Source organism: Xenorhabdus griffiniae, from assembly GCF_001028135.1.
Taxonomy (GTDB): domain Bacteria; phylum Pseudomonadota; class Gammaproteobacteria; order Enterobacterales; family Enterobacteriaceae; genus Xenorhabdus; species Xenorhabdus bakwenae.
Map to the genome: position 1 here is coordinate 105100 of NZ_LDNM01000004.1, position 25370 is coordinate 130469.

Here is a 25370-nt window from a genome sequence, read left to right on the forward strand (position 1 = left end):
CAGTCTTTAATATTCTCGCTCTCGTTCTGGGCCTTGGCTGAATAGCCCGTTACAAACCCAATTCCTTCAATTTCCGCGTGATTGTATTTCTTCCCCAGCCCAGCAAACGGGCGGCTTCCTGTTTATGTCCATTGGTATATTCCAGTGCGCAATTAAGCAGAGTGCGTTCCAGTAATGGCAGGGCATCGGCAAGGAGATCAGTTTTTCCCTCTTCTAAGGCATGTCGCGCCCATTCAGCCAGCAGTTGTGGCCAGTCTTCCGATGGTGGCATGACGCGGGAAATAGGAGTATTTCCGGTCTGCCCTGTGGGTGAGTTGCCAATCAGATCAGCGGGCAGATCCTGTACCAGTATCTCCTTGCTTGCCGCCATCACGGTCAGCCAGCGGCAAACATTTTCCAACTGACGGACATTGCCTGACCACGGCAGGCGCATCAGCGCGAGTTCCGTATCAGGATGCAGCACCTTGGCTTCAACGCCCAGCTCTTTGGCAGTGTGTTGCAGGAAATGATGTGCCAGACGAGGAATATCTTCCACTCTGTCCCGCAAAGGCGGTAATTGGACGCGGATCACATTCAGGCGATGGTAGAGGTCTTCCCTGAATTTACCTTCTGCAACGCGTTGTTCAAGATTCTGGTGAGTGGCGGCAATGATACGGACATCCACTTTCACAGGTGCATAGCCTCCGACGCGATAAAATTGCCCCTCAGCCAGAACCCGCAGCAAGCGAGTCTGGATATCCAGCGGCATATCACCAATTTCATCTAAAAACAGTGAACCACCATTGGCTTGCTCAAAACGACCCTGACGTACTTGATTGGCACCGGTGAATGCCCCTTTTTCGTGACCAAACAGTTCGGATTCAATCAAATCCTTCGGGATTGCCGCCATATTCAGGGCAATAAAGGGGGCTGAGGCGCGTGGACTGTGGCGGTGAAGGGCATGGGCAACCAGCTCTTTTCCCGTGCCGGATTCACCATTAATTAACACACTGATGGAGGAGCGGGAAAGGCGGCCGATAATCCGGTATACCTCCTGCATGGCCGGGGCTTCTCCGATCATATCTGAAACCGATACCGGCAACTGTGGGTTCGAGGTTGATTGATGTTGTTCCCGATAATGACTTAGTGCTCGCTCGACCAGTGCAACCGTTTCATCAATATCAAAAGGCTTTGGCAAATAATCGAAGGCACCGTGTTGATAGGCACTGACAGCGGCATCCAGATCAGAATGGGCCGTCATAATGATGACCGGAAGCTGTGGGTAGCTCTGCTTTATCTGGTTGAGCAAACTCAGTCCGTCCAATCCGGGCATACGGATATCTGACAGGATCACTTCTGGATTACCCTGCCCTGAATGACCCTGTGCCAGCGCGGCCAGTACGGCATCGGCATTTTCAAAACTGATACACTCCATCCCTGCACCACTCAGCGCCCGTTCAAGTACCCAGCGGATAGAACTGTCATCATCAACGATCCAAACTTTTCCTCGTTGCATAGTCACTCCTACTTAACGGTTATTTCTTGATAGGCAGGTAAATGGAAAATTCCGTATGTCCTGGCCAACTGGTAAATTCAATTTTGCCCGCATGTTGGTCGATAAGATTACGTGCTATGGATAAGCCAAGTCCAGTTCCTCCTTCATACCCGCTGACCATCGGGTAAAAAAGCGTATCCTGAATATTGGGAGGAATACCAGGCCCATTATCTTCAATATCAATTCGGGCTGCCAATCGGTAACGCTCCCCTTGTAAGGTAATCTGGAATGCGGTTCGTGTTCTCAGGGTGATAATTCCTCCCTTCTCACCGAGTGCTTTTAGGGCATTACGGGTGATATTCAGTAATACCTGTTCAATCTGATCAGGATAATGCGCCAGCTCAGGTAAGCTCGGATCATAATCTTTAATCAGCGTGACATTGGCGGGCATTTCCAGCGAAACCAATTGACAGACCCGCTCGACCACATGGTGAATGCTCTGGCGGGTTTGGGAGCCGGGATGCTGTGGTCCCAGCAAGCGATCAACCAGGTTACGTAGCCTGTCTGCCTGTTCAATGATCACTTGGGTATATTCCCTCAAGGACGGATCAGGCAGAGCCTTGGCAAGCAACTGTGCGGCTCCCCGCAGCCCGCCGAGAGGGTTTTTGATTTCATGTGCCAGTCCCCGAACCAATTCCCGCGCAGCCGCCTGCTGTGCTTGTTGGATCTGCTCTTGGCTTAACCGGCGTTGACTGTCCATAGATGCCAGTTCCAGCAGGACAAACTGTTCGGAAATTGGTTGGGCACTGAGCGACATCACATGAGAGTGATTATTGATCACCAATATGACTTCGTTATCGGTAAAGCCATGACCGTTGATCAAACTGGAACGCATCAATTCTGTATCCAGTGAAATATAACTAAACAGGATAGGAAGCGGCGTGCCGAATAATTTACGGGAACTTTGTGCCAGAAGTTGCATGGCAGAATGATTGGCGTAGCGAATCACTAAATCATTATCCAGTATCAGGACGTTGTTTATCTGTGAGTCGAGAATCTGTTCTGCTTTGGGCAAACTAACCATTGTCATTCAGTTCCTGCACTTTTTTGGTGCGTTGTAGCTTATTTAAGCATAGTTCGATGAATCCTTTTACTCAGCATATATCGTCAATCATGATGTCATTGTGTCTATGCGAGGGAAAAAAGCCCATCCAAGGATGGGCCAAAAGTTTCACGGCAACAAAAAAACACAAGTAATGCCCTTACGTTATGGGGCATTACCTGATAAAGCACTACACGCTGTAATACAGTTCAAACTCCAGAGGATGTGGTGTCATGCGAACACGTTCAATTTCCCCATTCAATAAAGTGATATAAGCATCAATCGTATCATCGGTAAAAACACCACCGCGCGTCAGGAATTCACGGTCGGCATCTAATGCGGCCAGCGCTTCTTCCAAAGAAGGGGCCACGGTTGGGATCTCCTGGGCTTCTTCTGCGGGCAAGTCATACAAGTTTTTATCCATCGCATCACCTGGATGGATTTTGTTGATGATGCCATCCAAACCTGCCATCAACAGCGCAGAGAAAGCCAGGTAAGGGTTCGCTGCGGGATCAGGGAAACGCACTTCAATACGGCGAGCTTTGGCACTGGCGACCACCGGGATACGGATAGACGCAGAACGGTTACGGGCAGAATAGGCCAGCATCACCGGGGCTTCAAAGCCAGGCACCAGACGTTTGTACGAGTTAGTTGTTGGGTTGGTAAAGGCATTTAACGCACGTGCGTGTTTGATGACACCGCCGATATAGTAAAGCGCCATTTCGGACAAGCCACCGTACTTGTCACCTGCAAACAGGTTAGTGCCATTTTTGGACAGTGACATATGACAGTGCATACCTGATCCGTTATCGCCCACCAACGGTTTTGGCATAAATGTCGCGGTTTTACCCAATTTATGGGCAACGTTATGAACCACATATTTATAAATCTGGGTTTCATCCGCTTTTTTGGTCATAGTATTAAAGCGGGTGGCAATTTCGTTTTGTCCGGCAGTTGCGACCTCATGGTGGTGGGCTTCAACGACCAGGCCCATTTTTTCCATGGTCAGGCACATGGCTGAACGCAGGTCTTGGGAAGAATCCACCGGAGGAACCGGAAAGTACCCGCCTTTAATGCCGGGCCGATGGCCTTTGTTACCGCCTTCATAGCGTGTGCCGCTGTTCCAGGCGGCTTCCGTATCATCGATATGATAATAAGAGCCAGAGATGGAGCTGCCGAAACGGATATCATCGAACAAAAAGAATTCGGGTTCTGGCCCAAATAAAACGGTATCAGCAATATCGCTTGCCCGCAGGAAATCTTCTGCGCGTTTGGCAATGGAGCGAGGATCGCGGCTATAGCCTTGCATGGTGCCGGGTTCAAGGATATCACAACGCAGGATCAGGGTGGCATCATTAAAGAAGGGATCAAGCATCGCGGTGCCTGGATCTGGCATGAGCACCATGTCGGATTCATTGATACCTTTCCAGCCACCGATAGATGAACCGTCAAACATTTTGCCATCTTCAAAGAAGTCTTCATCAACTTGGTGGGCAGGAATAGTGATGTGTTGTTCTTTACCTTTGGTGTCAGTAAAGCGTAAGTCAATAAACTTCACCTGATGTTCTTCAATCATGGACAAAACATGTTCAACGGACATACTGGCTCTCCTGGTTTACGTCGGCCTGATAAAACAGGGCAAGAAATAGGCTGTTTTATCTTAAAAGTTAAGGGCGATTGTGGATCTCTGTATGATCAATGTTATGAAATCACTATCGCTAAAGATAAATGCGAAAAATGTGCCAATATTTAAAAATTATTTAATATCAATATGATAAAAAAGTATGGCAGAGGGAAGAGAAAAAATAAATAAGACAGGAGTATGGTTTTAGGTATTTTTGCACCAAAGTGGTGAATTCTGACAATGTGCTTGCATTATTATGGTGCGACTGGCCGGCTGAAATCTCGCAAACTTGCATCAAATTTTGCGGGAAGGAATGCCCTAGGCTGTCTATACCAAGCTCGCTTCTGTAGTTGGCTCGGAACTTAAGGAACTCGCTAAATAAAGAGAAAACCGCCAATACTGCACAACTTTTAATACCAGTGCAACCATCCAAAGTGTATAATGCTGCACTTTTGTTCGGCGGCGGCCAAGTAAAACAGAATTCTTTTTGTGTACTGCATTGAGAGTGCATAAATGATCTTAGCGTTATCGGAATTTTTAAATGTCAAATGAAATCAGTAATTTAAGAAATATAGCAATTATTGCTCACGTCGACCATGGCAAAACCACGCTGGTTGATAAACTCCTGCAACAGTCTGGCACCTTTGGGGAGCGTGCTGCAACAACCGAACGTGTGATGGATTCCAATGATCTGGAAAAAGAACGTGGTATTACCATTCTGGCAAAGAATACGGCGATCAAATGGAATGACTATCGTATCAACATCGTAGATACCCCAGGCCACGCCGATTTTGGTGGCGAGGTTGAACGTGTCATGTCAATGGTAGACAGCGTGCTGTTGCTGGTTGATGCGATGGATGGCCCAATGCCACAGACTCGCTTTGTTACCCAGAAAGCGTTTGCTCACGGCCTGAAACCGATTGTGGTGATCAACAAAGTTGACCGTCCGGGTGCTCGCCCTGACTGGGTGGTGGATCAGGTATTTGACTTGTTTGTGAACCTCGGTGCAACCGATGAGCAACTGGATTTCCCAATCATTTATGCTTCTGCACTGATGGGTGTTGCGGGTAACGAGCATACCGAAATGGCTGAAGATATGACTCCGTTGTATCAGGCAATCGTTGATCACGTTGAGCCACCTAAGGTTGACCTTGATGGCCCATTCCAGATGCAAATTTCGCAGTTGGATTACAATAACTACGTTGGGGTTATCGGTATCGGTCGCATTAAGCGCGGTATGGTAAAACCAAACCAAAACATCACGATTATCGACAGCGAAGGTAAAACGCGCAACGGTAAAGTCGGTAAGGTCTTTAGCCATCTGGGATTGGAGCGTATTGAGTCTGATAAGGCGGAAGCCGGCGACATCATCGCAATTACCGGTCTGGGTGATCTGAACATCTCCGATACCCTGTGTGAAGTTAATACGGTCGAAGCATTGCCTGCACTGGCCGTTGATGAACCTACCGTCAGCATGTACTTCTGTGTCAACACTTCACCGTTCTGTGGCCGTGAAGGTAAGTACGTGACTTCTCGCCAGATCCTTGATCGTCTGAAAAAAGAACTGGTTCATAACGTTGCACTGCGTGTTGAGGAAACGGAAGATCCAGACGCTTTCCGTGTATCTGGCCGTGGTGAACTGCACTTGTCCGTTCTGATCGAGAACATGCGTCGTGAAGGTTTCGAGCTGGGCGTTTCCCGTCCAAAAGTGATTTTCCGTGACATTGATGGCCGTAAGCAGGAACCTTTCGAGCAGGTTACTCTGGATATCGAAGAGCAGCACCAAGGCGATGTGATGCAGGCACTGGGTGAGCGTAAAGGTGAAATGCGTGACATGCTGCCAGATGGCAAAGGCCGCGTTCGTCTTGATTACGTTATTCCAAGCCGTGGCCTGATTGGCTTCCGTACTGAATTCATGACCATGACTTCGGGTACTGGCCTGTTGTATGCCACATTCAGCCACTATGATGATATCCGCCCAGGTGAGATTGGTCGTCGCCTGAATGGGGTACTGATTGCCAATGGACAAGGTAAGGCAGTGGCTTACGCGCTGTATAGTTTGCAGGAGCGTGGTAAGTTGTTCCTGGGTCATGGTACGGAAGTGTATGAAGGCCAGATCATTGGTATTCACTCACGTTCAAATGACCTGACCGTTAACTGTCTGACCGGTAAGAAACTGACTAACATGCGTGCGTCAGGAACGGATGAAGCGACAACACTGACTCCACATATCAAGAAAACATTGGAGCAGGCGCTGGAGTTTATTGATGATGACGAGTTGGTTGAAGTGACGCCAGTGTCAATTCGCTTGCGTAAGCGTCATTTGACTGAAAACGATCGCCGCCGTGCAAATCGTAGCAAAGACGTTTAATTTTTGGGTCATGTGCTGTATTTGATGACCTGAAAATCAATTGCTTAGGGCGCTTCGGTGCCCTGAGTTCTTTTATGATATCCCCTTCTAGCCATTTGTGATCTATCTCTGCTGATCGGTCGGTAGCCAGTCAAGAGCTTCAACGACGATTTATAAGACACTTCATAAGAAGAACAATTTATTTGTTTTTTTATCCCGCCCTTCTTTTTTCTTAATAAAAGTATGATAAAAGTACTAAACAATGAGCGTCAGTCAGGAGGGATTATGCTGTATATTTTCGATCTGGGTAACGTGATTATTAATATTGATTTTAAAAGAGTATTGGCTGTCTGGAGTAATCTGAGCGGGACACCACTGGCAACATTGACCCCCAAATTTTCGCAGGGAGAAACTATTGAAAAGCACGAGCGTGGGCAAATTAGTGACCCTGAATTTGCAGAAATGATGTGTGATGAAATGGATATCTCACTCAGTTTTGAACAATTTGCGGAAGGCTGGAATACAATCTTTGTCGGTGTCAGGCAGGAAGTCATTGAGCTAATGCATAAATTGCGTGCCGAAGGGCATCGTGTAGTTGTGCTGTCAAATACCAACCGTCTGCATTTTGATTACTGGTCAGTGCATTATCCTGAAGTTGCTGCATCAACGGATTTCCTTTATTTATCCCAGGATTTAGGTATGCGTAAACCAAATCTGGATATTTTTAATTATGTGCTGGCCGCAGAAGGTGTGGCAGCGGAACAAGCCATATTCTTTGATGATCTGTCAGAAAACGTCGAAGCAGCAAAAAAATCAGGCATCAATGCAATTCATGTGACTGACAAGAGTGTCATCCCCGATTATTTTAAGTCACATGATTTCTCGCTTCCCGCAAAAAATTAACATTGTTTGCTTATTGCAACGAAATAACAGGCAAGAGAAATGATCGCATTAATTCAGCGTGTAACACAGGCAAAGGTTGTTGTTGAAGATGAGACGATTGGAGACATTGGACAGGGGTTGCTGGTGTTGCTGGGGGTGGAAAAAGACGATACCCCACAGAAAGCGCAACGTTTATGCGACAAGGTAATAGGATATCGGGTATTCAGCGATGAACAGGGAAAAATGAACCTTAACGTTCAGCAAGCGGGTGGTAGTTTACTGGTTGTATCGCAATTTACATTAGCTGCGGACACGCAGAAAGGCTTAAGACCCAGTTTTTCGGGTGGAGCTGAACCACAAAAAGCAAAGGAACTGTATCGCTATTTTATTGAACAGTGTCGTGTAACGGGTGTAAAAACAGAAACGGGGAAATTTGCGGCAGACATGCAAGTCAGTTTGATAAATGACGGGCCAGTGACTTTTTGGTTGCAAGTATGATGGATTTTTCTGTCGACACAGGGCAACACACAAAAGAAGGGGTTGTTTCTATGTACCATCTGAGAGTACCTCAAACAGAACAAGAGTTGGACACCTATTACCAATTTCGTTGGGAGATGCTGCGTAAACCGCTTCACCAGCCCGTCGGATCAGAGAAAGACGGTTACGATTCGATGGCTCATCACCAAATGGTGGTGGATGAACAGGGTAATCCGCTGGCTGTTGGGCGTTTATACATCAATGCAGACAATGAAGGCGCTATTCGTTTTCTGGCCGTTCATCCCAATGTACAACGAAAAGGTTTGGGGACACTGATTGCGATGGCATTGGAATCTGTAGCCAGACAGGAAGGTGTGAAACGAATTGTTTGCAGCGCACGGGAAAACGCGGTTGATTTCTTCGGTAAGTTGGGTTTTCAAAACAGGGGTTTGATCAATGGTGCTAAGGCATTGCCGATTAGCCATTTTCTCATGATCAAACCGATAATAAGCCTTGATGATATCTTGCACCGTCCTGATTGGTGTGCGGAGTTGCAGCAAGCATGGCATAAGCAAATCCCTTTGAGTGAAAAAATGGGGCTTAGGATCACCCAATATACCGGGCAACGCTTCGTTACGACGATGCCGGAAGCCGGAAACCAGAATCCCCACCATACTATTTTCGCGGGTAGCTTATTTTCTCAGGCCACCTTAACGGCATGGGGATTGATTTGGTTGTTGCTACAGGAGCGCCAATTGGGGGGAAATATCATTTTGGTGGATGCCAATATTCGTTATCGGCAACCGATTACAGGGCGCCCCTGTGCAACTGCGGATTTCAATAATATGAGCGGCGATCTTGCCCGTCTTGCCCGCGGTAATAAAGCCCGCGTAACGGTGGACGTGCAGGTTAGCGGTGAACATGGCGTAGGTAGCGTGTTCACCGGGACTTATATCGTCCTGCCTCCCGAACGTCTCACTAAAGCTTGATTTTTGCGCAGGGTTGGCTTTCCGTAGAGTGGCCTGTTGTTGAGTTTCCAGTTTCAGGATTATCTACGGAGGCCGGGGCTGTCGGGGTACAGCGGCTCGTTGAGATCAAACCTTGCTCAATAGATTGTGACTCCTTGTCTGATGATTTATCTTCAGCAACTAATGTCCCGTTGATGGTTCCCTTCACATCGTCAGCGGAGAGATCCCCCGTGAAAGCGAGTGAAAAATTGCCTTCTCCCTGAATATTAAGCGGTATCCAGCCCCATTGTGGCAAGATGTTCAAATCTGCATTCATCCCTTTGAAATTGAGGTTAAAAGGCGTATGAGCAGTTTGTTGTTCCGCTGAACCAGTCACTTGCAGCAGCCCTTCACGGGTAAAGCCATTCAGTTTATCAATAGTGACTTTGCCGTCTGTAGCGTGTAGTTGCAGATAAGGACGGGTTATTTCGACCTTGTTAAAGGTTCCCGCCGCCGCTTGTAGCGATGCCTGACCCTTCCATAATCCCCACTTGCCATTTTTCAAGATATCCATGTTGTTAATATGGGCTGCAAGGGTGGTGAGCTGGAACGGGAAATTGGGATTGGTATCAATCAACAGCGTATTATTGAGAGTAATATCGTTGAGTTTCACGCCTGAAATCCATTCCGGCGCGGGCTGTTTGAAATAATCGAGCCATGTTGGTGGCAGAGCATAAAGCAGCCCGGTGACAGAACTCTCTTTGAGGGTAAGCAATCGGTTTTTGCGATCCCATTGAGACTGGATATTGAACAACCCTTTTTGATAGTGGGTTGTCAGGCTTGCGATGGTAAAGGTATCACCAGAAAAACGGAATTTTCCAAGCGTGTCGCTGAACTGTGCATTATTCAACGTTATGTTCATCGCATTAAAATCAATCAACCCATCTTCGGCGTTCCAGCTGCCGTTGACTAAGCCTAAATTTTTGATAGAACTGTCCAGATAATCAACAGACCAGTTTTGCCCTTGCAGTTTGGCATTGGTGATATTGAGATCTTTGACATACATCGCCGGCAGATGACTGATTTTTCCTTTCAAATCACTCAGTGTCATCGGGGTTTGCCAGCGAATATCACTGAGCAGGATATTGTTCCAGCGCCAACTGCCGTCCGGTAATTGCTGACCATCGCCAGAAATGGCGCCTCGCAAAAATGTTGCGCCAAAAGCGTCGATAGTCAGGGCTTTATTCTGGTAACTGCCTTGCACAACAGCATGTTCAACAGACATGTCATTAAAACGGATATTACTGGCACTGAATTGATATTTTCCATGACCAAATGGGTTGTCCCTGGCAGGAACCCAGGGTGTAATGCCGCCCGTGATATTCTCCCCCTGAATACGCGTATTGGGACTCTCTAGCTGAATATTCATCTGGTTCAGTTGCAGGATATCCGCTTGTAAAAGAGGAGGAAGTTGATTTCCAGACAGTATCAATGTCCCTTGTTGCAATGTCAGACGACGGAGATTTTTGGGGGACAGTAAATGCTGCCATTTGAAATCAAGATGAATGGTATCGGCATTGAGTGAGAAAGGACTTTGTGTATCGTGAAGGTCGATGTGGTTTAGTGATAGGGTAGCAGGCTGCTGCCAGCTATGGCTGATGCTTTCAATACTGACTTGATAATGTCCTTGCCTGCTGAACCATTGGCTTAACTGTTTGGCTCCCCAATGCGTCTGGGCAACAACATAGATAACTATGATTGCCAGAATTAGCATTAATAGAAGAGTGACAAAAAATTTCCCTAACCACCTCATATTTCACCTCAACAGTGTGATCTTCCAATAGAAGCCCTTTTATGCCGTAAAATAGAGCCGCACTCAATAGATGTTTTAGGCAAAAAAAGAAAACTCCCGCAGGTAAGGCGGGAGAGAAGCATTATACAAAAAACGGCTGACTATTTTTCTTGGGGAAAAATGAGGTTAAGCATAATGGCGGTTAACCCACCAGCGGCAATGCCTGAAGAGAGTAAGTTTTTCAACCAATCAGGGGCAAACTGTAAAATCAGCGGTTGTTGAGAAATACCTAACCCCACAGCCAGAGACAGTGCGATGATCATAATGGCACGACGATTCAGCGGCTCACGGGAAACGATTCTGACCCCAGATGCAGCGATAGTGCCGAACATCACAATCGTTGCTCCGCCCAGAACAGGCTCAGGAATATGTTGTACAAAACCCGCCACGGCGGGAAACAGCCCCAATAGGATCAGCATGGAGGCAATCATGTAACCGACATAGCGGCTGGCAACACCAGTGAGTTGGATCACGCCATTGTTCTGACCAAAACAGGAGTTTGGAAACGTATTAAACACGGCTGACACCATAGAATTAAGGCCATTTGCCAGCACACCGCCCTTGATACGTTTTATGTAAAGTGGGCCGCTGACAGGTTGCCCGGAGACATCTGAGGTGGCTGTGATATCACCAATTGTTTCCAGTGATGTCACCATAAAAATCAGAATCAGTGGGATCAACAGATTCCAGTCAAAAGACAAGCCATAATAGAGTGGCGAAGGAATTGTGATGATTGGTGCATCTTCGTGCGGTATTGAAGTGGGTAACCTATCCATATACCAGGCCAGCAGATACCCCACTGCCATGGCGATGACCAGAGAAGCAACACGCAAGTAAGGGTTATTTTGGCGATTCAGCAATACGATAACCGCAAGAACAACTCCCGCCAGCAGCAAGTTTTCAGATGCGCCAAATGTGCCATCTTGAATCGCAGAATAACCACCACCAATCGAAGTTAACCCCACCTGAATTAGTGATAACCCAATGATCATCACCACAATACCGGAAACCAGAGGGGTAATAATCCGTCTTGCCAAATGTAACACGCGTGAGAGCAGCACTTCCGTCATTGAGGCGAGCATCAGTGTACCAAACAGAGCTGCCATCATAGTTGGAATATCCGCACCGCCATTTTTCAACGCCAGGCCACCCATAATAAGTGGGGCAACGAAATTAAAGCTGGTGCCTTGGATTGAAAGCAACCCTGAGCCAATGGGTCCCCAAGAACGAATTTGAATCAGTGATGCTAAACCTGAAGCAAACAGGGACATACTGATAATGCGTTGGGTATCCTGTTCTGGAAGCCCCAGAGCCTGGCAAATCAACATCGCTGGCGTAATAACAGCCACAAACATGGCCAGTAAATGTTGGCATGCAGCAAATAAGGCATGTGGAAGCGGTGGCTTATCTTCCAGACGATAGATCAGTTCGTTGTTTGATTTATTGGGTACTTCTGATGAATTGGATTCACGGGGTAAATTGACCATGTTGTGAAATTCCAGATAGACAAAAAGCGCATTTTAATGATTCTTATCATTAAAGCAATCGTTTGCGTTAAGTTTTCATCATGAATTGTGGTTCAATCCCGTCACATTTTTAAATGTTTTAACTTGTGTTTATGCGTAATTTTATTTCTAATCCAACCCTTACCTGCTCTTGGCGTTTTTATAGGATGATTATAACGTCACATTAAGTTCACATAATATTAACAATGGATGAGGTACATCAATGTATCATCTGGATATTTATGGCACGCTCGTTGCTGCCACACTGGTTTTGCTACTAGGAAGAAAACTCGTACAATCAGTTCCATTTCTTGAGAAATATACGATCCCGGAGCCAGTCGCAGGTGGATTATTGGTTGCATTAGTTCTGCTGGCAGTTAAACAATCCATAGGTTGGGAAGTCAGTTTTGATTTATCTCTCCAAGAGCCTCTCATGTTGATGTTCTTTGCCACAATCGGCTTGAACGCTAACCTTGCCAGCCTGAAAGCCGGCGGAAAATCGTTGGTCATTTTTGTCTGCGTGGTTGTTGGCCTGTTATTTGTACAGAACACCGTGGGCATCGCATTGGCGAAAATGCTTGGCCTTGATCCATTAATGGGATTGCTGGCAGGCTCCATTACACTATCTGGTGGGCATGGAACAGGTGGCGCTTGGGGCAAGGTATTCACTGAGCGCTATGGCTTTGAAAATGCCACGGAAGTGGCAATGGCATGTGCAACATTCGGCCTGGTTTTAGGTGGACTGATAGGAGGTCCGGTTGCCCGCCTGTTGGTGAAAAATACCAAAACGCCAGGGCTGGGGGCTGAGGATACCGAGCTGCCGACGGCATTTGAGAAACCTTATACGGGGCGGCTTATTACACCATTAGTGATGGTGGAAACGATTGCTATGATTTCCATTTGCCTATTGGCAGGTAAGTTTATTGAGAAACTGCTACAAGGCACGGCCTTTGAATTGCCGACATTCGTCTGTGTCCTGTTTGTTGGTGTTATTCTTAGTAATGGTCTATCTCTGCTTGGTTTTTATCGGGTATTTGATCGAGCGGTTTCGGTCTTAGGTAATGTCAGTTTATCGCTGTTCCTGGCTATGGCATTGATGAGTCTTAAACTGTGGCAATTGGCTTCCCTTGCGTTGCCAATGTTGATCATTCTTGCCGTACAAACAGTGGTTATGGCTTTGTATGCTGTTTTCGTCACTTACCGCATAATGGGTAAGAATTTCGATGCCGCCGTATTATCAGCCGGCCACTGTGGTTTTGGCTTAGGTGCAACACCAACAGCTATCGCGAATATGCAAGCGATCACCGACCGTTTTGGACCATCGCATGTGGCATTCTTACTCGTACCTATGGTGGGGGCATTCTTTATTGATATCGTTAATGCTGCCGTCATCAAATTGTATCTGTTATTACCGGTATTCCCATCTGTAGCTGGTTAAATTAATACACTTTTGTCTCGCCTGATATCTTGGCGAATATGCCGCTGAAATACTCAGCGGCTGGCACTTAAGCGCGGCTATATTGGGAACTATCCGGCAACCAGCGTTCAATCAACGCTTTGGCGTGTTCAGGATAGTGTTGGTGGATATAGCGGGCGATACGCTGAACTTCGGGTAGCATACTTTGGTCGCGCAATAAATCCGCGATCCTGAATTCTGCATTACCTGTTTGGCGTGTACCCAGCAGTTCACCTGGCCCGCGGATCTCTAGATCTTTCTGGGCAATCACAAAACCATCATTACTGTCGCGTAAAACTTGCAGGCGAATTTTGGCTGTATGGGTCAGTGGCGTTTTATAGAGCAGGACACAGTGAGAAGCGATGGCGCCACGCCCGACGCGCCCTCGAAGCTGGTGCAACTGCGCCAATCCCAGCCGTTCGGGATTATCGATGATCATCAGGCTGGCATTGGGTACATCCACCCCGACTTCAATGACCGTAGTGGCAACCAGTAATTGTATTTCACCTTGCTTGAATGCCGCCATAACGGATTGTTTTTCTACCGGTTTCATCCGCCCATGCACTAAGCCAATTTTCAATTCAGGCAACGCCAGTGTCAGCGCTTCGCTGGTTGCCTGTGCGGCTTGTGCTTCCAGTACCTCCGAATCTTCGATCAGAGTACATACCCAGTAAGCCTGACGCCCTTCATCCAGACAGGCGCTTTTGATACGTTGGATAATGTCGTTCCGGCGAGTATCTGGGATGGCAACCGTTGTGACGGGCGTTCGGCCTGGTGGCAATTCATCAATGACGGAGGTATCCAGATCGGCGTAGGCGGTCATTGCCAATGTGCGTGGAATAGGAGTCGCTGTCATGATCAACTGATGGGGATGGAAGCCTTGCTCGCGTCCTTTTTCCCATAATGCCAGACGTTGATGAACACCGAATCGATGTTGCTCATCAATAATCACCAGTGCCAATCCGGCAAACTTTACCTGCTCCTGAAACATGGCATGAGTACCGACAATCATGCTCACGTGACCGCTTGCTATCGCCTCTTGCTGTGCCTGACGCGCCTTACCTTTCTGCTTGCCAGCCAGCCAACCGACCTGAATACCGAGCGGCTCAAGCCATTGGCGGAAGGTATTGGCATGTTGCTCTGCTAAAAGTTCAGTTGGTGCCATCAGAGCCACCTGCTTGTCGTGAACAATGGCTCGAACGGCTGCCAGCGCTGCCACCAATGTTTTCCCCGAACCGACATCCCCTTGTATCAGGCGCATCATGGGGACATTTTTTGCCAAATCATGTTCTATTTCTGCCACAACACGGGCTTGTGCGCCTGTGGGGGAGAATGGCAACTGACTCAGGAGCTTCTGCTTTAGCGAATCATCTGCCGTCAGAGGGTATGCATGAAAGCGCTGGGTTCCAGCCCTGACGGCTAACATACTTAAATGATGCGCCAGCAACTCTTCCAGAATTAACCTGTGCTGGGCTGGGTGCCGGCCATTCTCTAAATCGGCCAACGAAGCCTCCGGCGGAGGGTGATGCAATGTACGCAATGCATCGGGCAGGCTAATGATCTTCCGGCTGAATTCTTCCGGCAGTAATTCATTGATGGAGCAGGTGGACAATATTTCCAATGCCTGATCGATTAACTTGCGCAGCGTTGTCTGACGCACTCCCTCAGTCGTGGGATAGATGGGGGTTAACGTCTCTTGCAGTTGGACGCAGTTGGCGTGTTGCTGGACTTTATATTCAGGGTGGATAATCTCTGATCCTTGATTCCCTTGGCGAATTTCGCCATAAGCGACAACGTGCTTTCCTGCGGCCAGATTATTTTTCATGGCGGCAGTAAAATTGAAGAAACGCAGGGTCAATATGCCAGTGCCATCACTGATTTGGCAGGTCATGATGCGCCGACGTCCAAAAGCCACATTTGTACGTAATATTTCACCGGTTACCGTAGCATAAATGCCGGGCAGTAACTCATTAATGGCATACAGGCGGGTTTGATCCTCATAGCGGAGTGGCAAGTGCAAAAGCAAATCCTGTAGATTGACCAACCCTAACTTAGCGAGCTTAGTGACCTGATTGGCTCCAACGCCACGTAACGTGGTTAAGGGGATGGCATCAAGTAATTGGCCTTTCATACGATTTCTCCGTCAGTGTGGTTTATTTCCTTGTTGATGGTGCAGTTGTTTTTTGCATAGCTGACCACCATGATTCACTTGCGATGATTTGCCCTTGTTTATCTATCAAAGGTTGTTCCAGGCCCGTACGGTGAGAAACGGTGACCAACACGGGATACCCTCCTTCAAACAGTAACCTTTGCTGCTTCTCTTCCGGCAGAATACTTTTCTCCCGCCGGTACATGCCTGCCAATTAGCGTTGCCGTTGTGCTTCATACAGAACAAGGCAGACGCAACAGCGACATTCAATATGGGGTTTGTGAATTTCTTCTAAACAGATTGTCAGGTCAGGTTGACGCATTGCCATCATCTGGTAAATGCGTGCGTAACGTTTAGGATTCATAACCTCTAGTTTCGGTTACGGCTGACGCGCATCACGTCTGGCATGATACGTATCTTACGCATGATATTCGCCAGCTGGATACGGTCTTTGGTCGTCAGTCTGATGAAAGCACAATAGACACGGCCATCTTTTTCCTCTGTATTCATACTTTGAATACTGGAGTTGACATCGTTAATGGCCGCAGTCAGATTTGCCAGTGCCCCCTGATGGTTAAACATATCGACTTTAATTTCAGCAATAAAATCGCTATTGATATCTTTATCCCACTCAACCGGCATGAATTTTTCCGGCTCTTTCTGATATCCACGGATATTGCGACAGGATTCGTGGTGGATGACTAAACCTTTTCCGGGGCTGATATGGGCAATAATCGGGTCGCCTGGAATGGGGCGACAACATTTGGCAAAAGTAATCAGAATACCATCAGCGCCCTTGATAGGCAGCTTACGGGAAGGGTTGCCGTTGTTGTGGGGTATTTTCTCGGGTGAACCCAATAATAAGTTGCGGGCGACAACCACGCTCATGGCATTACCCAGACCGATTTCCGCCAACAAATCATCCAAAGTAGCGAGCTTCATTCTTACCAGCTCTTTGTTGATATTTTCTTGCGGAATATCGGTAATTTTTGTGCCGTTACCGAGCGCATGATTGAGCAGGCGGCGCCCCAAACTAATGGAATCATCCCATTTCAGGTTTTTCAGTAACTGGCGAATTTTGGCGCGTGCTTTGGAACTCACGACAAAGTTCAGCCATGCAGCATTAGGGCGGGCACCGGGCGCAGTAATAATTTCGACCGTTTGCCCACTACTAAGCGTTTGTGAAAGAGGATAAGGCAGACGATCAACGCGGGCACCAACACAGGCGTGGCCGATATCGGTATGGACGGCATAGGCAAAATCGACAGGGGTCGCGCTAGCCGGTAACTCAACAATTCGTCCTTCAGGGGTAAAAACGTAAATCTCATCAGGGAACAAATCGGATTTAACGCTTTCAATAAATTCAAAAGAGCTGCCGGCACTTTGCTGGAGTTCCAGCAAGCTTTGCATCCAGCGCTGGGCACGAACCTGCGCAGTTGTACCCGATTCCCCTTGCTCTTTATAGGCCCAATGCGCGGCAACACCCATTTCCGCCATTTGATCCATATCTTCGGTGCGGATCTGAACTTCGACGGGGACGCCATGCGGGCCTATCAGGGAGGTATGGAGGGATTGGTAACCGTTGGCTTTTGGGATGGCAATATAATCTTTCACTCTACCCGGGCGTGGCTTGTACAAACTGTGCATTTGCCCCAGTACGCGGTAGCAGGTATCAAGATTATTGACGATGACACGAAAGGCGTAAATATCCATAATGGAATGGAAACGCTGCTCTTTCAGACGCATCTTACGATAGATCGAATAGAGATGTTTTTCGCGGCCACTGACGGTGCACTTGATACCGGCATCCGTTAACCTGCCTTCAATCTCCGACAGAATTTTCTGGATCATCTCTTTGCGATTACCGCGAGCGGCTTTCACAACTTCTTTGATTACGCGGTAGCGGTTTGGATACAGGGCCTCAAACCCCAGTTCCTCCAGCTCGGTTTTTAGGTGATGAATACCCAGACGATGAGCCAGTGGACTATAAATTTCCAGCGTTTCCCTGGCAATGCGCCGCCGTTTATCGGGGCGCAGGGAACCAAGTGTTCGCATATTGTGCGTACGGTCTGCCAGTTTGATCAAAATGACGCGGATATCCTGCACCATCGCCATGATCATTTTGCGGAAGTTTTCAGCCTGTGCTTCCTTTTTATCGCGGAAGTTGAGCTTATCCAGCTTGGATACACCTTCCACCAATCCGGCAACAGCCGTGCCAAATAACTGTTCTATATCCTGAAATGTTGCAGGGGTATCTTCAATGACATCGTGCAAAAGTGCCGCCATAAGTGTTTCATGGTCAAGGCGCATTTCAGCCAAAATACAGGAAACGGCGACGGGGTGAGTGATGTATGGCTCACCGCTGGAGCGGGTTTGCCCTTCGTGGGCATCCCGCGCAACCACATAGGCCTGTTTAAGCAGATCAATTTGATCTTCAGGCAAATATTTTAGAACCAGCTGATTCAGGCTTTCAAACAGGTACAAGGCAGACCTACCGTAAAATTAACGACGACCTTCAGCGATGGCAGAAACGGCTTTGATTTCTGCGGCTTCTTGCTCTTGCCGTTCCTGACGTTCACGAACATCAAGAATTTTGTTGTTGATAAGGCCTTGCTCGATTTCACGCAGGGCAATAACAGTCATCTTATCGTTTTCTTCTGGAACGAGGGGATCTTTGCCACCTACTTGCAATTGGCGTGCTCGGCGAGCAGCGACCAACACCAGGTCAAAACGGTTACCAATTTTTTCTACTGCGTCTTGAACAGTTACGCGTGCCATATGTGTGCTACTCCACAGATAAATAAATGACTGGGCATCATACTGAAACTTGGTTCAGTCTGCCAATAATTTGCTGATTAAGGCATCATGCCGCTGGGTCTGACGATCTAATCGTAGACGCTCTGAACGAATAATAGATTGTAAATCGGCCAGTGCCGTATTGAAATCGTCATTGATGATGACGTAATCATATTCGTTGTAGTGTTCCATTTCCGCGACAGCCTGAGCCATGCGTTTGGCAATGATTTCTTCGCTGTCCTGACCGCGCCCACGCAGACGGCGGAGCAACTCTTCCTTAGAGGGTGGAAGAATGAAAATGCTGCGAGCTATTGGCATTTTCTGGCGGATTTGCTGTGCACCTTGCCAGTCAATATCAAGAAAAACATCAACGCCACTGGCGAGTGTATCTTCGATGACTTTTCGGGATGTGCCGTAATAGTTACCAAAAACACAGGCATATTCCAAAAATTCATCATGGTTGATCATATTTTGAAATTCATCCACCGTGACGAAAAAATAGTGTTCACCATGATTTTCGCCCGGGCGAGCGTGCCGTGTTGTATGCGAGACAGAAACCTGAGTGTCATACAAGGGCTGGGTTTTTAATAAAGCCTGAATAAGGCTTGATTTGCCTGCTCCACTCGGCGCAGAAACAATATATAACGTTCCTTGGTTCATGATGATTTCTTGACTGATTGGGTATAAATAAATGCAAGCGCAGGAATATAAGATCCCACATAGTATACACGGATACGTTAATCCATGCAGCGCTACAATACATGCCAACAGGTATTTCACCAAAATATTTTCTTAACAAACGGGCATTAATGAGATTTTTTGCGAAATATTTTCAGCAAAAATAGTCGGTTGCAGAAATTGCACATTTACTTTTCGAAACGCTTCGCAAAATTCTTTTTTGCCACTTGGTAAAAATTCTCCTGCTTTTTATTCTCTGCCCATGTCTTGGGAATCAATTTTTAGGAAGCCGTTTTAAGGAAACCAAGGAGCAAGGATGCTTAATTTTCTCATCAGTTTTTTAATAGCAGTATGGATATTGCTATCTGGTATGCCAATGGCATTTGCAAATAAGGTTCAGTGTCCTGACTGGGCACAAGAAAAATATCAGCATGAAATTAATCAACTGACACAGCAGGTGGCTAAATGGGATTATCTTTATCGCCAGCAGGGAATGAGTGAAATAGATGATGAAATTTACGATCAATTATTGGAAACCTTGAGAATTTGGCAAAGTTGTTTAAATCACGGATCAGACAGCGCTTTACTTGATGTTAGCCCTGTAGCCGACACTTCTGTGATCCCTGGGCTTTCATCTGAGATACAGTCAGGGAAACAGCTTCATCCTGTCCAGCACACAGGCTTGCATAAGTTGAAAGGAATACAGGAAATTAGCCAGTGGTTACAGGGCCGCACAGGGGTGTGGCTGCAACCTAAAATCGATGGTGTTGCAGTTACTTTGGTGTATGACAAAGGTCAATTAGTGCAGTTAATCAGCCGGGGTAATGGTATTGAAGGAATAGACTGGATGGATAAAAGCGCGTTTATTCCCAGTATTCCTCAGCGGATTAAAAATGCCCCTGAACATTTGGTATTACAAGGTGAGCTTTTCTGGCAGCAGGAACAGCATCGGCAGTTTGTTGAGGGGAGCCAGGGGGTGCGCAGTAAAGTTGCGGGCTTAATGATACGTAAAACTCCGGCACCGGAACTGAAACAAGTTGGTATTTTTATTTGGGGCTGGCCGGATGGGCCAAATGAGATGGCGGTGAAGCTGGAAAAATTGGCAGAAATGGGTTTCCCCATCACACAGCAACATAGCCACCCCATTGCCACAGCACAAGATGCCGAAAAAAGATGGAAAGATTATTTTGTCCGGTCCCTCCCTTTTGCTACGGATGGTGTTGTGTTACGCCAAGAGGTTGAACCGACAGGCCGGCAATGGCGAGCCGCATCAAATAGTTGGGCGGTTGCATGGAAATATCCACTGCGGCAGCAAATGACAACCGTGAAAGATGTTAATTTCACAATAGGCCGGACAGGGAGAATAACCGTTGTATTGGCGCTGGAAAAAGTAAAGGTGGATGATCGACAGGTGAGTCGAGTCAACATCGGTTCGATCAAACGTTGGAAGCAGTGGAATGTCTATCCTGGCGATAAAATTACGGTGGCACTGGCGGGGCATGGTATACCTAAACTCAATAAAGTGGTGTGGCGTATGACGGAACGCCCTGACATTCAACCACCTAATGAGCAGGATTATCATTTTCTGAGCTGCCTGACATTCGATCATCAAAATGAAATGAATAATGATCATTATTGCCAGCCACAGTTTATCGCTCGCCTGACATGGCTTGGGGAAAAATTGAAAATGAAAGGCATTGGACAAGGAACGTGGTCAGCGCTGGTAAAACATGGTCTGGTGGCAAATTTAACGGATTGGCTTGATCTGGATAAGGAAAAGCTTGAGGCAGTGACCAATATTGGAACTAAACGGGCAGAATTGATCTTTTCCCAATTTCAACAGGCAAAGTTACAGCCACTTTCGCTATGGTATGAAGCCATTGGTCTGCCTTATGCCAGGCACTTTACGGATAAACAAGCAGATAAACTGGGATGGCAGTGGGAAACGATATTATCCGGTGCAAAAGCGAAAAACGCATTAACAGTAAAACAAAGAGAAAAAATCCTGGCCTTTTTACAGCATCCTGAGATTAAGGGGGTAATTCATATTTTGTCTTTACGGGACATTGAGAATAAACAAGAGATATTAAGTGAATAGGGGCAAAAGGCTGCCCCTGAGGTTCGTTATGGTATCAGTGGTCTGTGCCATCGTAATTGAAGATAGGTAAACCAAGGCGATAACGAATAGCAATTAATCGTGCAGCGAGTCCCGCAACAAGCGTAATCAAGATGACACTGTTCGGGGGTAATGGCGTATGCAGTAAGGCGATATAGAGCCAGGCTGCGGCAAAAGAGACACCGGCATAAATCTCTTTTTGGAATACCAAAGGGATGGTATTACAAAACATATCGCGCAATACGCCACCAAAAACGCCAGTGATGACGGCGGCAATAGCGGCAATAATCGGGCTGTAGTGCATATCTAACGCGATTTGGGCACCGATGATGGAGAAGACGATTAAGCCAATGGCATCAAGAATGAGAAACAGTCGGCGTAGGTGTTTCATCATGGGGGCAACCCAGATAGTGAGCACAGCAGCGCAGGCAACGGTCACGATATACTCTGGATTTTTTACCCAGCCGAGGGGATAGTGCCCCAAAATAATATCACGGACAGTGCCGCCACCGATGGCTGTCACGGAAGCAATAATGATAACGCCGAATACATCCATTTTTCGACGGCCTGCGGCTAGGGCACCTGTCATGGCTTCAGCCGTAATACCGATGATATAAAGGACACTGAGTAACATAAATTTAATTACATGAAATATAACGTAGAAGTAAAGGGTACTGTTGAAATAATAACGTTTCGACTGAAATTTTTTAGCTGAATTTGAATGAAATTAGTTTTTATTATCCGAAACCTCGCAAAATAAGGCAGTAAAATGATTTTTAAGGAACGTCAGATTACATTCTATAGCCGTAGCCATCAGATAACGAATATAAATGCTTGGACGCCAGACAGCCAATGGTTAGTATACGATGTTCGTCCCGATGGCGCTTTTTTTACCGGTTTAACGATAGAAAAAATTCATGTTAATCATGGGCAAACTGAAATTATCTATCAGGCAAAGGAGGGCGCTCATGTCGGCGTGGTGACTGTCAGTCCGAAAGAGCCTGTTCGTTATGCCTTTATTCATGGCCCGGAAAAACCCGATGCACAGTGGCAATATGATTTTCATCATCGTCGTGGTGTCATTGTTTCCGATATACAGCCAAATGTGGCAATTAACATTGATGCTATGGATATTACTTCACCTTATACCGCTGGCGCTTTGCGCGGTGGAACACATGTCCACGTTTTCAGCCCCGATGGCAGTCGTCTAAGTTTTACCTACAATGATCATGTGATGCACGAGTTAGATCCTGCGCTTGATTTACGTAATGTGGCGGTGGCCGTTCCTTTGCGAGCTGTAATGCCAGCCAAAAAACATTCGAGAGAATATGGTGGTCGCTATTTCTCGGTTGTGGTTAGCGAGACTACGGCTTGCCCGCGTCCCGGCAGTGATGACATCAATCGGGCGTATGAAGAAGGATGGATTGGACAGCAAGGATATCGCAAAGATAATGGTCAATGGCAGCGTTGGGCACTGGCTTTTATTGGGGATACATACGCCACCAATGGCGAAAAAATACCGGAAATTTATCTCGTTGATCTGCCGGAACACAACGATGAATATGCCATTGCGGGCGATCAACCTTTAGCGGGTACAGAAACAACATTACCGGCACCGCCTGCGGGAGTGAAACAGAAACGCCTGACTTTTACGCACAATAATCGCTGGCCGGGAGTGGTGACGGTTCCACGTCATTGGCTAAGAACATCGCCGGATGGCTATAAAATCTGTTTTCTGATGAAAGATGAAAAAGGGATTGTCCAGCTATGGTATATCTCACCAAATGGTGGTGAACCCATGCAGATTACTTACAGTAAAAACAGCATACAATCTGCATTTAGCTGGGATAGCCGTGGGCGGTTTATTGCCTGTGTTTGTGATAATAGTGTTGTTCTCTGTGATAGCCAGACTGGAAAAATGCAGCGTTTAACAGAGCACACTGATGATGCACCTTCCGCTGATGCGATAGTGATATCACCGGATGATCGCTATGTCGCTTTTATGCGTGATATTGACGGTTACCGACAAATATTTGTGGTGGAAACTGGGATTATCTGAAAACAAATAGAGCAAAATGGGCATTGCCGATGAAGGGTGATGCCCGATAATACGCTGATATCGGCCATAGTTTTTATTCTAAGTATCGTGTTCTACAGTTTCGGGTGTAGGCAGTATGACGATTGGATTTTTATCGAGCTGCTCTATACGATGTTTGGGGGATTGTTCTGCGCTATCTTGATCGGAACGCGCATAATCGTAGGGAAGCAGAAGCGTGTCTAAGAAGGCAGAAAACGGCAGATCTATCGCAAGCAAGGGTTTCATAAGCCATCCCGTTTTGTCATCTTGCAACATGCCAATATTGGCTTTTGCTCCAGAATAATAACCTTGATAGGGACCGCTGTGGGTCATGATGCTGGAACAGCCAGTAAGTAGTAACCATCCTAATGTGGTACATAGTAATAGAGGTATTTTACAATTTTTCATCGTTTCCATGATCTCAATGAGTTAATTTGCCAATGTCCAGATACTTTATTCGCTATTAACGCCACTTTTCCAAAGCATGACGGGTATTTTAAAGCCATTTACCCTTTAAAGCTATTTACCCTTTAATACTATTTACTATAGTCAGGTAATATTCAGTTTGCTATAGCGTTTATCGCCAAAAAGCACACAATATGTGGTTTAAAACACATAACTTACTGTTAATTAGTGCCAATATTAATGGGTGGTAAGCCATCATTTATGGGGAACAAGGGAAAATGATTAATTTTCCGGATGATTAACCTTTGGTAAAGGAAGCGGGTCATGAGTGATATTGCACTGACAATGAGCTTGCTGGCGCTGTCTGCCGCATTGGGGTTATGGATAGGCAACTGGCGAATACGGGGTATTGGTCTTGGAATTGGTGGGGTTTTGTTTGGTGGGATTATAATTGGCCATTTTGCCCAGATGTATTCTCAGTCTCTCAGTAATGACATGCTGCATTTTATTCAGGAATTTGGCTTAATTCTGTTTGTTTATACTATTGGTATTCAAGTTGGGCCGGGCTTTTTTTCTTCCCTGCGGGTTTCTGGCCTTAAATTAAATGGGTTTGCTGTCCTGATTGTTATTATTGGTGGATTAGTTGCTGCAATTATTCACACATTGTTTGATGTACCTTTACCCATTATTTTAGGTATTTTTTCCGGTGCAGTGACAAATACGCCATCTTTAGGGGCAGGGCAGCAAATTCTGGCAGATTTAGGATCTGACCCTTCATTGGTCAGCCAAATGGGTATGGGATATGCGATGGCTTACCCTATGGGAATTTGCGGTATTTTGCTGGTTATGTGGTTGGTTCGCTTTTTTTTCAGAGTCAGAATTGAACAGGAAGCCCATTCGTTTGATAACCAGAACAATCAGGGGCGAGAACTGCTCCAGACAATGAATATCGCTGTATGTAATCCAAATTTAAATGGATTAATGATGCAGGATATTCCGTTGCTCAATAATAATGATGCAGTGGTATGCTCTCGCCTAAAACGGCAGGATTTGTTGATGGTTCCCCAACCAACTACCGTAATTCAGAGTGGTGATCTGCTTTATTTAGTCGGGCAGCGGGAAGCGTTGAATCAGGTCAGGCTGGTCATTGGGGAAGAGGTTGATGTTTCCTTATCTACTGCCAGTGATATTTTTCAATCCGTTAGGGTTGTGGTGACGAATGATGAAGTATTGAGCCAGAGGCTTGGGGCGCTCAATTTAAAACAGAAATATGATGTTGTCGTTACACGCCTTAATCGTGCAGGAATTGAACTGGTTGCCAGTAATAATGCCAGTTTACAGTTCGGCGATATCCTGAATATTGTCGGTCGTTCTGAAGCGGTGGAAGCCGTCACAAAGCTTTTGGGTAACTCACAGCAAAATCTATGGTCTTCCCCGTTTTTGCAACACTCATTTTGATGTATGGTTGGCTTGCTTAAAT

18 protein-coding genes and 3 pseudogenes are annotated in these 25370 nt (G+C 46.6%); 8 read left to right on the forward strand and 13 right to left on the reverse strand.

The genetic code is table 11. The features are described from left to right. Nucleotides 1–49: 49 nt before the first annotated feature. From glnG to glnA, 3 genes are all read right to left on the reverse strand, one after another. A complete protein-coding gene (gene glnG, locus AAY47_RS01250) occupies nucleotides 50–1495 on the reverse strand; it encodes a nitrogen regulation protein NR(I) (RefSeq protein WP_047766427.1) in 1446 nt (481 codons plus the stop codon). Between the two features lie 19 nt (nucleotides 1496–1514). Next, entirely contained in the window at nucleotides 1515–2558 is a 1044-nt protein-coding gene (glnL, locus tag AAY47_RS01255) for a nitrogen regulation protein NR(II) (RefSeq protein ID WP_369813296.1), read from the reverse strand. Nucleotides 2559–2766: 208 nt separating this feature from the next. Further along, the gene (gene glnA / locus AAY47_RS01260; protein ID WP_047766429.1) at nucleotides 2767–4176 is read right to left on the reverse strand and encodes a glutamate--ammonia ligase; all 1410 of its coding nucleotides are present in this window, start codon (nucleotides 4174–4176) and stop codon (nucleotides 2767–2769) included. Between the two features lie 565 nt (nucleotides 4177–4741). On the opposite strand from glnA, the gene typA reads away from it, so the two are divergent. The 4 genes from typA to fabY all read left to right on the forward strand — a co-directional run bounded on the left by typA (nucleotide 4742) and on the right by fabY (nucleotide 8898). Further along, a complete protein-coding gene (gene typA, locus AAY47_RS01265) occupies nucleotides 4742–6571 on the forward strand; it encodes a ribosome-dependent GTPase TypA (protein WP_047766430.1) in 1830 nt (609 codons plus the stop codon). A 264-nt stretch (nucleotides 6572–6835) separates the two neighbouring features. Next, nucleotides 6836–7453: a glucose-1-phosphatase gene (gene yihX / locus AAY47_RS01270; protein ID WP_047766431.1), complete on the forward strand. Its 618-nt coding sequence runs from the start codon at nucleotides 6836–6838 to the stop codon at nucleotides 7451–7453. 39 nt (nucleotides 7454–7492) lie between these two features. Continuing rightward, the gene (dtd, locus tag AAY47_RS01275; protein ID WP_047766432.1) at nucleotides 7493–7930 is read left to right on the forward strand and encodes a D-aminoacyl-tRNA deacylase; all 438 of its coding nucleotides are present in this window, start codon (nucleotides 7493–7495) and stop codon (nucleotides 7928–7930) included. A gap of 50 nt (nucleotides 7931–7980) precedes the next feature. Beyond that, entirely contained in the window at nucleotides 7981–8898 is a 918-nt protein-coding gene (gene fabY / locus AAY47_RS01280) for a fatty acid biosynthesis protein FabY (protein WP_047766454.1), read from the forward strand. On the opposite strand, the gene AAY47_RS01285 is transcribed toward fabY, so the two are convergent. Next, nucleotides 8888–10669, reverse strand: a complete 1782-nt coding sequence (locus AAY47_RS01285; RefSeq protein WP_047766433.1) for an AsmA family protein — start codon at nucleotides 10667–10669, stop codon at nucleotides 8888–8890. The genes fabY and AAY47_RS01285 overlap by 11 nt on opposite strands. A 140-nt stretch (nucleotides 10670–10809) precedes the next feature. Beyond that, nucleotides 10810–12195 (reverse strand): nucleobase:cation symporter-2 family protein, encoded by a 1386-nt coding sequence (locus AAY47_RS01290; RefSeq protein ID WP_047766434.1) that lies wholly within the window; start codon nucleotides 12193–12195, stop codon nucleotides 10810–10812. Nucleotides 12196–12436: 241 nt separating this feature from the next. Between AAY47_RS01290 and gltS the strand changes: the two genes are divergently transcribed. Then, complete coding sequence (gene gltS, locus AAY47_RS01295; RefSeq protein WP_047766435.1) at nucleotides 12437–13651, forward strand: sodium/glutamate symporter; 1215 nt, start codon at nucleotides 12437–12439, stop codon at nucleotides 13649–13651. Between the two features lie 67 nt (nucleotides 13652–13718). Here the strand turns inward: gltS and recG are convergent, their stop codons facing one another. The 6 genes and pseudogenes from recG to gmk form a co-directional block, all read right to left on the reverse strand. Next, nucleotides 13719–15800, reverse strand: coding sequence for an ATP-dependent DNA helicase RecG (gene recG, locus AAY47_RS01300; RefSeq protein ID WP_047766436.1), 2082 nt, complete (start codon nucleotides 15798–15800; stop codon nucleotides 13719–13721). Between the two features lie 22 nt (nucleotides 15801–15822). Then, nucleotides 15823–16065: pseudogene (locus tag AAY47_RS21135) on the reverse strand (tRNA (guanosine(18)-2'-O)-methyltransferase TrmH); the annotation flags it as partial. Nucleotides 16066–16095: 30 nt separating this feature from the next. Further along, nucleotides 16096–16182, reverse strand: a pseudogene (locus AAY47_RS23230) (tRNA (guanosine(18)-2'-O)-methyltransferase TrmH); the annotation flags it as partial. A 5-nt stretch (nucleotides 16183–16187) separates the two neighbouring features. After that, nucleotides 16188–18302: a bifunctional GTP diphosphokinase/guanosine-3',5'-bis pyrophosphate 3'-pyrophosphohydrolase gene (spoT, locus tag AAY47_RS01310; protein ID WP_047766438.1), complete on the reverse strand. Its 2115-nt coding sequence runs from the start codon at nucleotides 18300–18302 to the stop codon at nucleotides 16188–16190. Between the two features lie 18 nt (nucleotides 18303–18320). Then, complete coding sequence (gene rpoZ / locus AAY47_RS01315) at nucleotides 18321–18596, reverse strand: DNA-directed RNA polymerase subunit omega (RefSeq protein WP_047766439.1); 276 nt, start codon at nucleotides 18594–18596, stop codon at nucleotides 18321–18323. 54 nt (nucleotides 18597–18650) lie between these two features. Then, on the reverse strand, nucleotides 18651–19274 hold the full coding sequence (gmk, locus tag AAY47_RS01320) for a guanylate kinase (protein WP_047766440.1): 624 nt from the start codon (nucleotides 19272–19274) through the stop codon (nucleotides 18651–18653). Between the two features lie 334 nt (nucleotides 19275–19608). On the opposite strand from gmk, the gene ligB reads away from it, so the two are divergent. Next, nucleotides 19609–21390, forward strand: coding sequence for an NAD-dependent DNA ligase LigB (ligB, locus tag AAY47_RS01325; RefSeq protein ID WP_047766441.1), 1782 nt, complete (start codon nucleotides 19609–19611; stop codon nucleotides 21388–21390). 34 nt (nucleotides 21391–21424) lie between these two features. Here ligB and AAY47_RS01330 read toward each other — a convergent pair whose 3' ends face one another. Further along, complete coding sequence (locus tag AAY47_RS01330) at nucleotides 21425–22042, reverse strand: trimeric intracellular cation channel family protein (RefSeq protein ID WP_045973134.1); 618 nt, start codon at nucleotides 22040–22042, stop codon at nucleotides 21425–21427. Between the two features lie 135 nt (nucleotides 22043–22177). On the opposite strand from AAY47_RS01330, the gene AAY47_RS01335 reads away from it, so the two are divergent. After that, nucleotides 22178–23467, forward strand: coding sequence for a DUF3748 domain-containing protein (locus tag AAY47_RS01335; protein ID WP_047766442.1), 1290 nt, complete (start codon nucleotides 22178–22180; stop codon nucleotides 23465–23467). 78 nt (nucleotides 23468–23545) lie between these two features. On the opposite strand, the gene AAY47_RS01340 is transcribed toward AAY47_RS01335, so the two are convergent. Continuing rightward, a complete protein-coding gene (locus AAY47_RS01340; protein WP_047766443.1) occupies nucleotides 23546–23893 on the reverse strand; it encodes a YceK/YidQ family lipoprotein in 348 nt (115 codons plus the stop codon). 321 nt (nucleotides 23894–24214) lie between these two features. Between AAY47_RS01340 and AAY47_RS01345 the strand changes: the two are divergent. Beyond that, nucleotides 24215–25315: pseudogene (locus tag AAY47_RS01345) on the forward strand (putative transporter); the annotation flags it as partial. Nucleotides 25316–25370 lie beyond the last annotated feature (55 nt).